This is a genomic window from Kitasatospora sp. NPDC003701 (genome assembly GCF_053587085.1).
The window spans coordinates 86,012-98,806 of the sequence record NZ_JBSFNM010000021.1; the positions used below are offsets into that span (position 1 = coordinate 86,012).

10 protein-coding genes are annotated in these 12,795 nt (G+C 74.6%); 3 read left to right on the forward strand and 7 right to left on the reverse strand.

Annotation, left to right across the window (positions count from 1 at the left end):
* Nucleotides 1–90: 90 nt before the first annotated feature.
* Both ACWDRR_RS21240 and ACWDRR_RS21245 read right to left on the reverse strand, forming a co-directional pair.
* The gene (locus tag ACWDRR_RS21240) at nucleotides 91–870 is read right to left on the reverse strand and encodes a GNAT family N-acetyltransferase (RefSeq protein WP_449773761.1); all 780 of its coding nucleotides are present in this window, start codon (nucleotides 868–870) and stop codon (nucleotides 91–93) included.
* The gene (locus tag ACWDRR_RS21245) at nucleotides 762–2,594 is read right to left on the reverse strand and encodes an IucA/IucC family protein (RefSeq protein ID WP_449773762.1); all 1,833 of its coding nucleotides are present in this window, start codon (nucleotides 2,592–2,594) and stop codon (nucleotides 762–764) included. The genes ACWDRR_RS21240 and ACWDRR_RS21245 overlap by 109 nt, the downstream gene beginning before the upstream one ends.
* 369 nt (nucleotides 2,595–2,963) lie before the next feature.
* On the opposite strand from ACWDRR_RS21245, the gene ACWDRR_RS21250 reads away from it, so the two are divergent.
* On the forward strand, nucleotides 2,964–4,142 hold the full coding sequence (locus ACWDRR_RS21250; RefSeq protein WP_449773724.1) for a trypsin-like serine peptidase: 1,179 nt from the start codon (nucleotides 2,964–2,966) through the stop codon (nucleotides 4,140–4,142).
* A gap of 38 nt (nucleotides 4,143–4,180) precedes the next feature.
* A complete protein-coding gene (locus tag ACWDRR_RS21255) occupies nucleotides 4,181–5,323 on the forward strand; it encodes a trypsin-like serine peptidase (RefSeq protein ID WP_449773725.1) in 1,143 nt (380 codons plus the stop codon).
* Nucleotides 5,324–5,402: 79 nt separating this feature from the next.
* Here the strand turns inward: ACWDRR_RS21255 and hflX are convergent, their stop codons facing one another.
* From hflX to miaA, 5 genes are all read right to left on the reverse strand, one after another.
* Nucleotides 5,403–6,911: a GTPase HflX gene (hflX, locus tag ACWDRR_RS21260; RefSeq protein ID WP_449773726.1), complete on the reverse strand. Its 1,509-nt coding sequence runs from the start codon at nucleotides 6,909–6,911 to the stop codon at nucleotides 5,403–5,405.
* A 151-nt stretch (nucleotides 6,912–7,062) separates the two neighbouring features.
* Complete coding sequence (locus ACWDRR_RS21265; protein WP_449773727.1) at nucleotides 7,063–9,438, reverse strand: RelA/SpoT family protein; 2,376 nt, start codon at nucleotides 9,436–9,438, stop codon at nucleotides 7,063–7,065.
* A 159-nt stretch (nucleotides 9,439–9,597) separates the two neighbouring features.
* The gene (gene dapF / locus ACWDRR_RS21270; protein ID WP_449773728.1) at nucleotides 9,598–10,506 is read right to left on the reverse strand and encodes a diaminopimelate epimerase; all 909 of its coding nucleotides are present in this window, start codon (nucleotides 10,504–10,506) and stop codon (nucleotides 9,598–9,600) included.
* A 107-nt stretch (nucleotides 10,507–10,613) separates the two neighbouring features.
* Nucleotides 10,614–11,093 (reverse strand): hypothetical protein, encoded by a 480-nt coding sequence (locus ACWDRR_RS21275; RefSeq protein WP_449773729.1) that lies wholly within the window; start codon nucleotides 11,091–11,093, stop codon nucleotides 10,614–10,616.
* A 273-nt stretch (nucleotides 11,094–11,366) separates the two neighbouring features.
* Complete coding sequence (miaA, locus tag ACWDRR_RS21280; protein WP_449773730.1) at nucleotides 11,367–12,332, reverse strand: tRNA (adenosine(37)-N6)-dimethylallyltransferase MiaA; 966 nt, start codon at nucleotides 12,330–12,332, stop codon at nucleotides 11,367–11,369.
* Between the two features lie 169 nt (nucleotides 12,333–12,501).
* On the opposite strand from miaA, the gene ACWDRR_RS21285 reads away from it, so the two are divergent.
* Nucleotides 12,502–12,756, forward strand: a complete 255-nt coding sequence (locus ACWDRR_RS21285) for an antitoxin (protein ID WP_449773731.1) — start codon at nucleotides 12,502–12,504, stop codon at nucleotides 12,754–12,756.
* Nucleotides 12,757–12,795 lie beyond the last annotated feature (39 nt).

The window sequence follows — 12,795 nt, forward strand, 5'->3', positions numbered from 1 at the left end:
TCGGCGGGGTCGGTCGCGGGCGGGCGAGTCGGTCGCGGGCGGGTACGGGGCGGGGTCGGGCGGGCGGGGTACCGGTGGGCGGGGGCCCGGTCAGGTGGCGGGGCTCGGACCGGCGAGCCGGCGGTCGCGGCCGCGGTCAGGGCGGTCGCGGTCGCGGTCGCGGACCATCAGCGCCGCCCGCTTGTCGGGCAGGTCGAGTTCGGCGGCCCGGGTGAAGCCGGCCCGCTCGAAGGCGCGGACCGAGCGCACGTTCCGGACGTCGGGTTCGGCGACCACCCGCCCGCAGCGCGGCCGCACCCGCAGGATGCGGCCGGCCAGCGCGGCGAGCAGGGTGGCGCCCAGGCCCCGTCCCCGGCTGGCGGCGGGGCCGAGCAGCAGGTGGACCCCGGTGTCGTGGAGCCGGGCGGGGTAGTGCGCGGCGAGCGGGTCGAGGTCGGCGCGGTAGATCTCCCAGTAGCTCATCGGGGTGCCGTCGAGCAGCCCCAGGCAGGGCAGGCTGCGGCCGTCGCCGTCGAGTTGGGCGCGCACGTGCCGTTCGGTGACGGCCGGCGGCCCGGCGAGCTCCCAGAAGAGGGCGGTCTCCGGGTCGTTCATCCACCCGGCGAGCAGCTCCAGGTCGGCCGGCAGCCGGACGGGGCGGAGCCGGAACTCGCCGGCTCCGGTGGGCATCGCACCCCACGCGGACCCGCCGTCGGGCACGACCGCGGGTCCGGCTTCGGGTCCGACCGCCGGCACGACGTCGCGGCCGCTCGCGGGGGAGGTCACGCGCCGGCCACCGGGTTGGGGATGTCGACGTAGACGGACTGCGTGGCCACCGGCCCGACCAGCTCGTCCAGACCGTTGATCCGGGTGAGCAGATTGGCCTTGCAGGGCAGCGTGGCCGCGTCCAGCAGGAGCCCGGGCAGCGCGGAGCCGGTGGCCGCGGCGCGCGGTCCGGACAGGAAGCCGCGCAGGGCCGCCAGCAGGACCGATTCGTCGGCCAGCCGCTGCGAGCCGAAGGCACCGATCAGGCCGAGGACGTGGTTGATGCCGAGGTAGTAAGCGAAGTGGTGGTCGATCACCTCGTCGGCCAGGAAGGTGTCGCTGCGGGAGCCGAGCCCGGGCAGCCGGGCGGTGAGCCGCTCGGCGGCGCTCTGCCGGTAGTAGAAGCCCTGGTTGTCCCGGTAGCGGCCGCCCCGCGGCCAGCCGTCGGCGTCGAGCAGGACGAGGCTGTTCTGCTGGTGCGCCTCCAGCGCGATGCCCGCCTGTCCGTCCAGCCAGAGGACGGGCAGGACGACGGCGTCCAGATAGCGCAGGAACCATTCGGCGGCCACCGTGGGCAGCGGGCGGCCGCAGCGCGCGGCGAGCGCGCGCAGGGCGTCGCCGAGCCGCGAGGGCACGGTGTCGCCGGTGCCGAGCGGCTGTTCCGCGACCAGCCCGGCCACGCAGAGGGCGCGGTCGCCGGGGGCGAAGGGCTGGGTGCGCAGCACGGTGTCCAGGCCGCCGGGGTCGCCGAGCGCGGGGTGGTCGACCCCGATCCAGGCCGGGTCGCGGACGATGTCGAAGCCGGGGTGGGCGGCCCGCCACTCGGCGGCCAGGCCGCTCTCCAGCAGGCGGTGCATCTCCAGCCCGCGGTGGAGCTCCTTGCGGAGGTTCTCCCGGCGGGAGTTGGTGATCCGCAGGCCGAGCGAGAGCTTCAGCATCCAGGGTGTGCCGGGCCGGTAGACGGTGCGCACCGAGGACGTCGGGTACCAGGGTTCGCCGGCCGGGCCGAGGTCGCGCAGCCGCCCGTCGGCGAGCAGTTCGGCGACGGCCGGGCGCAGCGCGAGCTCGCGGGCCTGCCAGGGGTGCAGCGGCAGGGCCGCCGTCCCCGGCGGCAACAGGCTGTGATCGCCGAGGAGTTGGGCGGTGATCCGGTCGGCGCTCTCGGTCACGGCCGAGCCGGCCGCGAGCAGGTCGCGGTCGACGGCGTACCAGTGGAGCCGGAAGGAGCCCTGGAGTTCCGGGGAGTACGCGGCGCTCTGCGCGGGCCCGAGGCCGTCGCGGCTCTTCGGGGTGGGGTGCAGCGGGTGGCCGAGCAGCAGGGACTGTTCGGCGGCGAGGAAGTGCGAGCCCTCCGGCCCGCCGGGGGCGGCGGCGCTGCGGCGGTGGGCCAGGATGCCGGCGGTGCGGACCACCGAGTCGGCGACCCGGGCGGCGAGGTCGGCGACCTGGCCGGGGTCAGGGCGGACGGCGGCCGCGGCGGCGAGCAGCGCGGCGGCGGTGACGGCGTCCACCGGGGCGGCGGCACCGCCCTCGCCGACCGCGAGGGCGACCGGGCCGAAGCGGTGCCAGCCGGCCGGCGACCAGTACCGGACCGGGGCCAGCAGCCGGGCGGCGCCGCCGAGGACCGCGATCCGCAGCCGCCCGTCCGCCCCGGGCACGGCCCCCGTCTCCCGGGCCCAGCAGCGCAGCAGGGCCTCCAGGGCGGCCTGTTCGGCGGCGACGGCTGGGTCCGGGTGGAGCAGCGGGTCGGGCTGCGCCGGGCGGCCCGCGACCGGCCGGACCGGGGCGGGCTGAGCCGGGGCCGGTACGGGCTGGGCCGGGACGGGGCCCGGCTGGGCCGGATGGCGCATCGGGGCTTCGGGCGGGGCTCCGGTGAGGGCGGTGCTCAAGGCTGCTCCTTGGGGCGCGTGGGGTGCGGACGCGCGCTGGTGGTGGAGAGGGTGTGGCGGGCGCTCGCACCGTCGCGTCAGGTAAGGGTTACCTATCCCTGACGGGTGATCACAAGAGCCGCTCACTCGTCCGGGTGAAGAGCGGTGATAGTTCAACACTCAGGAGGGAGGACCTGCCGTGCCAACGAGACAGCCGGGCGTTCGTCACAGATCGGTGACCTCCGGCCGGGATCGCAACCCGGGGGTCGGCCGGGGCCGTCCTGATGGCCAGTGGGAGACTCCAAGGCGGCCGGCCGCCGCCGCACAGGACATCAGGGGGAAGCGAACACCATGCCATCGATCCACCGGTCAGCCGTGGCCGCGGCCCTTGCCGCCGGCACACTGCTCGCCGTGACCGCCTGCGGGCCGGACGGCCCCTCCGGCGGGGGCACCGCCGCGCCGCCGCCGGCCTCGGCGAGCGCCACCGCCACCGCCGGGGGCGGCGGCGTGATCGGCGGTCTCACCCTGCCCTCGGGCATCCCGACCAGCCTGCTGGAGGGTCTCCCGAAGAACTGGGACGACCTGAAGAAGTGGAAGTTCGAGGACTGGGACAAGTGGGCCTCCCAGCACGTCTTCAACAACCCCGTGGTGAAGGACTTCTGGAACCCGGACAAGATGGGCGACTCCAAGCCGGCCGACCCGGCCCCGCCCACCGCGAAGCCGACCGGCGACGCCGGGGTCACCGATCCCGAACCGGCGGCGGTCAAGGCCACACCGGTGGCCCGCCCGTACACCAAGCAGCCCTCCGGCAAGGTGTTCTTCAGCGCCGACGGCGGCCGCGGCAACTGCTCGGCCACCGTGATCGCCGACCCGGCGCACCCCGGCAAGAGCAACCTGGTCTGGACGGCCGGGCACTGCGTCCACCCGGGCAAGGGCGGCGAGTTCTACAAGGACCTCGTCTTCGTCCCCGCGTACAACAACTCCGGCGCCTCCAGCGGCGGCAAGAAGGCCCCGCTCGCCGAGCTGGCACCGCTGGGCACCTGGTGGGCCAAGGACGTGGTGACCTCGCCGCAGTGGACGGTCGAGGGCGGCGGCACCGGTGACGCCGCCAGCCAGTACGACTTCGCCGTCATGCGGGTGCAGAACCAGAACGACACCGGCAAGTCGCTGGAGGAGGCGATCGGCGGGGCCGTCCCGGTCTGGTTCGACGCCCCGCGCGACCAGATCTCCGCCTCGGCCTGGGGCTACCCGCTCTACAAGCCCTTCGACGGGCAGGAGTTGTACAAGTGCGACGGCGGCAGGCCCGCCCGGCTCTCCTTCGACCCCAAGCGCCCGGCGATGCTCACCATCGGCTGCACCATGACCCAGGGCTCCAGCGGCGGCGGCTGGTTCGCCCCGATGCCGGACGGCAGGCTCGCGCTGGTCAGCAACACCTCCATCGGCACCCAGGACCACACCTCGCTGAGCGGCCCCTACCTGGAGACGGTCGCCAAGCAGGCTCTGGACTACATCTCCAGGAAGCAGAAGTAGCCGACTCCGCGACGACGACCACACGGGGACCGATCACCATGCCGAAGACCAGGGGCCGCGCCGCGACGGCGACCGCCGCCGTACTCGCCGTGCTCGCGCTCGCCGCGACCGCCTGCGGACCGGACGACGCGGGCAGCACCGACGCCGCGTCCACCCCGGCCGTGACCGCCACGACCGCCGCCGCGTCCGGCAGGCCGGGCGCCGGGCTGCCCGGCAGCCTGCAGGACCTGGCCGGCTGGAAGCTCGACGACTGGGCGCGGTTCGTCAGCGAGAACGCCTTCACCAACGAGGTCGTCCAGGGCTTCTGGTCGATCGCCAAGATGGAGAACGCCAAGGGCCGGGCCACCCCGGAGTACTCGCACAAGACGGCGGCCGGCACCGTCCAGCGGGACGACCCGCCGGCGGCCATCGCGGCCAGGCCGCAGCCGCACCCGTACACCCCGGCGACGGCGGTGGTCGGCAAGATCTTCATGTCCACCCCGGAGGGCGACTCGATGTGCTCGGGCACCGTGGTCTCCGACCCGGTCAACCCGGGCCGGAGCAACCTCGTCTACACCGCCGCGCACTGCCTGCACGACGGCAAGGGCGGCTCCTGGCTGAAGAACATCGTCTTCGTCCCCGGCTACAACCGCGACGGCCAGGCCAGCCGGGGCAAGCAGTACACCGAGCAGCAGGTCTCCCCGTACGGGCGGTGGACGGCGGTGCGCGCCCTGGTCTCGCCGACCTGGGTGAAGGAGACCGGTGTCGGCCCCAACTCCCAGTTCGACTACGGGATCATCCGGGTCCGCAACGAGAACGGCTCCGGCAAGTCGCTGGAGGAGACGGTCGGCGGCGCCGTCCCGATCTGGTTCAACGCCCCGCGCGACCAGATCACCTCGGCCTTCTCCTACGGCTACCCGGCGGAGCGGCCGTTCGACGGCATGGAGCTCAACCACTGCGACTCCGCCGTCCGGCCGGTCAAGCTCTCCTTCGACCCGGCCCGCCCGCCGATGTACGTGATCGGCTGCACCATGACCGGCGGGTCCAGCGGTGGCGGCTGGTTCATCACCAAGGACGGCAAGCCGAACCTGATCAGCGTCAATTCGATCGGCAACCGCAACCCGTCCGAGTACATGGCCGGCCCCTCGCTCCAGGACCAGGCGAAGCAGGCCTTCGACTACTTCTCCAAGAACCCCAAGTAGCCGCTCACCGGGAGCCGCCGCAACGCCGACGGGCCCCGGCCTCCCGCGAGGGGAGGCCGGGGCCCGTCGTCCGTCGGTCTCAGCCCTGCGAGCTCAGCGCCACCGTGTAGCGCTCCAGCTCGGCGGCCAGCTCGGCCGGCACCTTGGCGTGCAGCAGGGTGCCCTCGCCGGTGTGCTCGGTGGAGAGCAGCTCGCCCTCGGCGTGCACCCGGGAGACCAGGCCGCCCTGGGTGTACGGGACCAGCACCTGCACCTCGATCGCCGGCCGCGGCAGCTCGTCGTCGATGAGCTTCAGCAGCTCCTCGATGCCCTGACCGCTGCGGGCCGACACCACGATGGCGTGCGGCTCGCGGCGCAGCAGGCGCTGCAGCACGAGCGGGTCGGCGGCGTCGGCCTTGTTGATCACCACGATCTCCGGCACGTTCTGTGCCTCGACCGAGACGATCACCTCGCGGACGGCGGCCAGCTGCGTCTCCGGCTCGGGGTGCGAGCCGTCCACCACGTGCAGGATGAGGTCCGCGTCGGCGACCTCCTCCATGGTCGAGCGGAACGCCTCGACCAGGTGGTGCGGCAGGTGCCGGACGAAGCCGACCGTGTCGGCCAGGGTGTAGAGCCGGCCGCTCGGGGTCTGCGCCCGGCGCACCGTCGGGTCCAGGGTGGCGAACAGCGAGTTCTCCACCAGCACGCCCGCACCGGTGAGCCGGTTGAGCAGCGAGGACTTGCCGGCGTTGGTGTAGCCGGCGATGGCCACGGACGGCACCTGGTGGCGCTTGCGCTCCTGGCGCTTGGTGTCGCGGCCCTTCTTCATGTCGGCGATCTCCCGGCGGAGCTTCGCCATCTTCTCGCGGATCCGGCGCCGGTCGGTCTCGATCTTCGTCTCACCGGGACCACGGGTGGCCATGCCGCCGCCGGAGGAGCCGGCGCCGCCACCACCCATCTGCCGGGAGAGCGACTGACCCCAGCCCCGCAGGCGCGGCAGCATGTACTGCATCTGCGCGAGCGAGACCTGCGCCTTGCCCTCGCGGGACTTGGCGTGCTGGGCGAAGATGTCCAGGATCAGGGCCGTCCGGTCGACGACCTTGACCTTGACCACGTCCTCCAGGTGGATCAGCTGGCCCGGGGTGAGCTCGCCGTCGCAGACCACGGTGTCGGCGCCGGTCGCCGCGACGATGTCGCGCAGCTCCTTGGCCTTGCCGGAGCCGATGTAGGTGGCCGCGTCGGGCTTGTCCCGGCGCTGGATGACGCCGTCCAGCACCTCGGAACCGGCGGTCTCGGCGAGGGCGGCGAGCTCGGCCAGCGAGTTCTCCGCCTCCTCGACGGTGCCGTCGGTCCAGACGCCGACGAGCACCACGCGCTCCAGACGGAGCTGGCGGTACTCGACCTCGGTGACGTCCTGGAGTTCGGTGGAGAGGCCGGCGACACGACGCAGGGCGGCTCGCTCGCTGCGGTCGTACTGGTCGCCGTCGTAGTGGCGGTCGAGGTCCTCGTCGATGGCCGCGAGGTCCTCGTCCATGAGGGCTTCCGCCCGCAGACCGTCGAAGCGGCGCGGGGCGTCGGCGTGGTCGCGGGTGTCTGACGTGGAGGTCATTCTGTCCTTTGGCTGCAGGAGTGGGACGGCCTGTGGGCGCGACCGCGCGAAGCGGTCCCACCCGGAGTCTGCCCAGCTGCCGCCCCGTCTACCGCTCGGGCGAGATGTGAGCTACCCCGCAGGGCCACGGAGCCCACTGGGACTCTTGTGTTCAGTGTCCAGTGAACGCCGCGGACCGGCCGTGAATTCCCCATGATGGTCGCACGCCGGGCGCGGACGGGTCATCCCCATTTCCCGGCGCGGGCGCCGGGTCGGGCGCCACCCCGGGCGGGCCGCCCGGCCCCGGGTCGGGCGCACCGGCGGGCTCCGCGTCCGCCGCCGGACCGGCCGCCGCGGCCGGGGTGCGAGCGCCGGCGCCCGCGGGGGCGTGCGGCCGGCTCACGTCGTACACCCCGGAGACCCGCAGCATCGCCCGCAGCACGGCGGGCAGCACGCCCGGCTCGGGCAGCTCGACGGTGTAGGTGTGCCGGACCCGCAGCTCCTGCGGCGGCTCCACCTCCGCCGAGACGATCCCGACGCCCTCCCCCGAGATAGCCGCGGTGAGGTCCGCCAGCAGCCGGGGCCGGTTGAGCGCCTCGGCCCGCAGGGTGGCCCGGTAGCCGGACGGCGGCGCGCCGCCGGGCTGCCAGTGGATCTCCGGGGTGCTCCGCCCGTCCGCCCGCATCCGCTCCCCCGCCGGGCAGCCGGTGCGGTGCACGGCGACCGCGCCGCCGCGGATCGCGAAGCCGCTGACCTCGTCCGGCGGCACCGGGGTGCAGCAGCGGGCCAGCCGGACCGGCGCCCCGGGGCGGCCAGCCACCGCGACCGGGGCGGCGCCGCGCTCGGCGGTCCGGTGCGCGGGCGGCGCTGGCTGGCCGGCCGAGGGCCCGGTGCGGACCACCGGGGCGCGCGGCGGCTGGTCGGCCAGCCAGCGCTCGATGGCCAGCCGGGCGGCCGGCGTACGGGCGTGCGCCAGCCACTCGGGCGCCGGGCCGGACGGGCGTGCGGCCGGATCGCCCTGCTCGGTGAGGACGGCCAGCCGGTCACCGTCCTGGAGAACGGTGGAGAGCGCGGTGAGCCGGCCGTTGACCCGGGCGCCGATACATCGGTGGCCGGTCTCCTCGCCGAGCAGGTAGGCCGCGTCGACGCAGCTGGCTCCGGCCCGCAGCTGAAGCGTTTCGCCACCCTCGGTGACGACGGTGATCTCGCGGTCCCCGGCGAGGTCGGCGGTCAGCGCGGACCAGAAGGCGTCCGGGTCGGGCGTCTCCTGCTGCCACTCCAGCAGCCGGCTGAGCCAGCCGGGCCGGGCCGGGTCGGTGCGGTCCAGCTCGTCCGCCCCCTGGTCGGTGCCGGGCTGGCGGGGATCGCCCAGGGCCACCACCCCGGTCTCGGCGACCTCGTGCATCCGCCGGGTGCGGACCAGCACCTCGACCACCTCGCCGCCCTCCAGCGCCACGGCGGTGTGCAGCGACTGGTAGAGGTTGAACTTGGGGGCGGCCACGAAGTCCTTGAACTCGCCCGGCAGCGGGGTCCAGCAGGTGTGCAGTTCGCCGAGCACGGCGTAGCAGTCCGCGTTCTCCTCGACCACCACCAGCAGCCGGCCGAAGTCGGCGGGCTGGGGCCCCTGCGGCCGCCCGTCCGGGCCCGCGGCGGCGTCCCGCTTGAGCAGGACCCGGTGCAGCGAGACGCAGTGCCGCGGCCGGACGGTGACCTCGGCGGCCACCCCGGCCTCGGCGAGCTGGCGGGCCAGCGACCGGGCGAACGGTGCGAGCAGGGCGTCCGGGTGGTCCTCACGGCCGGCCAGCAGGACCCTGGTCCGGGCGTACTCCTCCGGATGCAGGGTGGCGAAGACGATGTCCTCCAGCTCCGCCTTGAGCACCTGGATGCCCAGCCGCTCGGCCAGCGGGATCAGCACGTCCCGGGTGACCTTGGCGATCCGGATCCGGCTGGCCGGCCTCATGTGCCGGATGGTGCGCATGTTGTGCAGCCGGTCGGCGAGCTTGATGACCATCACCCGGACGTCGTCCCCGGTGGCGACCAGCATCTTGCGGAAGGTCTCCGCCTCGGCCGCCGCACCGAAGTCGACCTTCTCCAGCTTCGTCACCCCGTCGACCAGGTAGGCGACTTCGGGCCCGAAGCCGGCACTCACCTGATCCAGCGTCAGCTCCGTGTCCTCCACGGTGTCGTGCAGGAGCGAGGCGACCAGGGTGGTCGTCCCGGCGCCGAGTTGGGCCAGGATCATGGTGACGGCCAGCGGGTGGGTGATGTACGGCTCGCCGCTCTTGCGCTTCTGCCCGCGGTGGCTGGCCTCGGCGAGCCGGTAGGCCCGGCCGAGCAGGCCGAGGTCGGCCTGCGGATGGTGGCGGCGGTGCGCCTGCACCAGCGGTTCGAGCGCGTCGGGCACCGGCGTGCGGCCGGTGGCCAGCAGGGCGGCGCGGCCGGCCCGGCCGAGCGCGGCCCGGCCGAGGCCCCCCAGGGGCCGCTTGGGCCCGGCCTGCCGTGCGGACGTCGGCTGCCCCGCCAGGGGCTGCCCGGCTTCGATGGTCATCGGCACCTCCGGCAGCGGTCACCGGGAGCATTGGCCGACCCGGTGGTCCATGCTACCGAGCAGAGCACGTTCCGCGACGCCCTGCTCCCCGTCCGTCATCGGGATCACCCGAACGGGGGGATTCGCCGCCGTACGAAATGGGCAAACCGGCCGCGCCCGTTACCGCCCGGCGCTGGCGAGCCACTGCGGGTCGAGCTCCCCGCGGGCCACGATGACCGCCGGCCCGGTCTTCTCCACCCGGCCGTCCGGGTGCTCGGTGATCATCAGCCGGCCGCCCAGCACGTCCACGGTGTAGGTGACGGCCTCACCGGTGACGGCCGGGTCGATGCCGTCCCGGCGGGCGGTGGCCACGGCGACGGCGCAGGCGCCGGTGCCGCAGGAGCGGGTCTCGCCGGAGCCGCGCTCGTGCACCCGCATCGCGACGTGGCGCGGCCCGCGGTCCACCACGAACTCGACGTTGACGCCCTCCGGGTAGGCGCCCGCGGGGCTGGTGAGCGGCGCGCTCAGCAGGTCGCCGGCCTGGTCGAGACCGTCCACGAAGGCCACCGCGTGCGGGTTGCCCATGTTCACGTTGCGGGCCGGCCAGCGCCGCTCGCCGACCGCCACCTCGATCCCGTCCGGACCGGGCAGCACCGCGCGCCCCATGTCCACGGTCACCAGGCCGGGCGTGCCGTCCTCGGCGTCCTCGGCCACCCGCACCCGCCGCACCCCGGCCCGCGTCGCCACCGCGAGCTCCCCGCGCCCGGCGAGCCCGGCCTCGACCAGGTAGCGGGCGAAGACCCGGATGCCGTTGCCGCACATCTCACCGATCGAGCCGTCGGAGTTGCGGTAGTCCATGAACCACTCGGTCCGGTCCGCCTGGTCGGCCGCGACCGGGTCGGCGGCCGAGCGCACCACGCGCAGCAGCCCGTCGCCGCCGATGCCGGCCCGGCGGTCGCACAGCGCGGCGACGGCCTCGGGGCCGATCGTCAGCAGACCGTCCAGGTCGGGCACGATGACGAAGTCGTTCTGGGTGCCGTGCCCCTTCAGGAAGGGCAGGCCGGCGGGGGTCACGGAGGATTCGCTCACCCTGCCGATCATACTGAGCGGGCCCGCGCCGCAGCGCTGCGGACCAGCAGGCGGACGGCGCCCGTCGGCGGGGCGGACGGCGCCGCCGGGCCGCGGACGCCGGGCGGTCAGCGCAGGTGGACGACCCGCCACAGCGCGAGTGCGCAGGCGGCCAGCGCGACCAGGGTGTAGATCACGATCGCCTTCCAGCCGGCCCGTCGGCCGGAGCCGCGGCGCGGCAGGCCCGGCCACTTGTAGCCGGCGTGCCGGGCGGCCATCGCGCCCCAGCCGACCGAGGCGGCGGTGAGCAGCAGGCCGAGCATGCCGACCATCGCGGAGCCGGCCCCGGCCGAGCCGAAGGCGAGCGGGAAGGCGAACATCAGCGAGCCGGCGGTGGCCAGCAGCGCGATCGGCAGGGTCTGCCACCAGCGCAGCCGGCGGCGCGGCCGGATCTCCCGCTCGTGCACCGCGCCGGACGGGGCGCTGGTGTCCAGGGCCGGCAGCGCGAGCGCGTAGGAGGTGGGGCCGTCGAGGCCGGGCAGCACGGGCAGGTCCGGCAGGGCCGCGGCGTCGGGGCCGTCGGCCTGGGCGGTGGCCCCGCCACTCATCGGTCTGGCGCTCTGGCCGGTTTCGGGGCCGGTACCCGTCGACACGCGGCCTCCCCTGACAGTTCGACACGAGTGCGACTCGCGGCCGGGCACGGTCGGCCCGCCCGGGCCGACCCTTATGGCTTCGATGATGGCATGTTCAGGGAGGCGTTCCGGGCCTGACCGGGGCCGTCGGGTGATCCGTGGCCATCACGTGATCCGGCTGTAACCGCCGGTTCGTCCTGCACGCCCACCTGCGCGCGCAGGTGCACCGCCGGATTGGCCGGATACCGTCTACACCCCGTCCGATTCCTGACGGCCGATCAGCTCCAGCGAGCGGGAGAGCAGGTCGGCGGGGTCGGCGCCGGCCGGCCGGGAGAGCCAGTGGATCCGGTCGTCGCGACGGAACCAGGACTCCTGGCGGCGGGCGAACCGCTTGGTCGCCCGGACGGTCTCGGCGCGGGCCCCGTCCTCGGTGCACTCGCCGGCGAAGTGGTCCAGCACCTGCTGGTAGCCGAGCGCCCGGGAGGCCGTCCGGCCCTCGCGCAGGCCGAGCTTCTCCAGCTCCCGCACCTCGTCCAGGAGTCCGGCCCGCCACATCCGGTCGACCCGCAGGGTGATCCGCTCGTCCAGCTCGGGCCGGGGCACCGCGACGCCGATCTGGACGGCGTCGTAGACGGCGGTGTTGCTCGGCAGGTTGGCGGTGAACGGCTGCCCGGTGATCTCGATGACCTCCAGCGCCCGGACGATCCGCCGGCCGTTGCTGGTCAGGATCGCCTCGGCGGCGGCCGGGTCCAGCTCCGCCAGCCGCCGGTGCAGCGCGTACGGGCCGGACTCCTCCAGCTCGGCCTCCAGCCGGGCCCGGACCTCCGGGTCGGTGCCGGGGAACTCCATCTCGTCGATCGCCGCCCGGACGTACAGCCCGGAGCCCCCGACCAGGACCGGGGTGCGGCCGGCCGCGAGCAGCCGGTCGATCTCGGCCCGGGCGAGCCGCTGGTACTCGGCGACGCTGGCGGCCTCGGTGACGTCCCAGACGTCCAGCAGGTGGTGCGGGACGCCCTCGCGCTCCGGCAGGGTGAGCTTGGCGGTGCCGATGTCCATGCCCCGGTAGAGCTGCATCGAGTCGGTGTTGATCACTTCGCCGCCCAGGCTGCGGGCGATGGCGACGGCCAGGTCGGACTTGCCGGCGGCGGTCGCCCCCACCACCGAGACGACTCGGGGCGGGACGGCGTGGGGCTGGACGGTACGGGAGCTGCTCACCGGACCAGTCTCGCAAAACCGCCGCCGCGCCGGCGACCTCCCCGCCCGGCCGGTCCCACGGGGCGACGATATGAGCGATTCCGGCTGTTTGCGCCGGGCCGCGAACGGTTCGGCCACGACGGACGTTGAGCAGGAAACGGAGAGGAACGGTGACACCACCATGGGTCTGATGGACAACCTCAAGGGCAAGGCCGGGGAGCTCAAGGGGAAGGCGAGCGAACTGGCCGGCAAGCACAGCGAGCAGATCGAGCAGGTGGTGGACAAGGCCGGCGGCGCGATCGACAAGGCGACCAAGGGCAAGTACAGCGACAAGATCGAGCACGGCGCCAGCAAGGCCAAGGGAGCGGTGGACGACTTCGCCCACAAGCCCGGTGACCCCGGCACCGGCGGTACGCCCGGCCCGGGCCCCGGCCCGGGCGTCTGATCACAGCCGCCCGACCCCGATCGCTGCCGACCCCGCTCG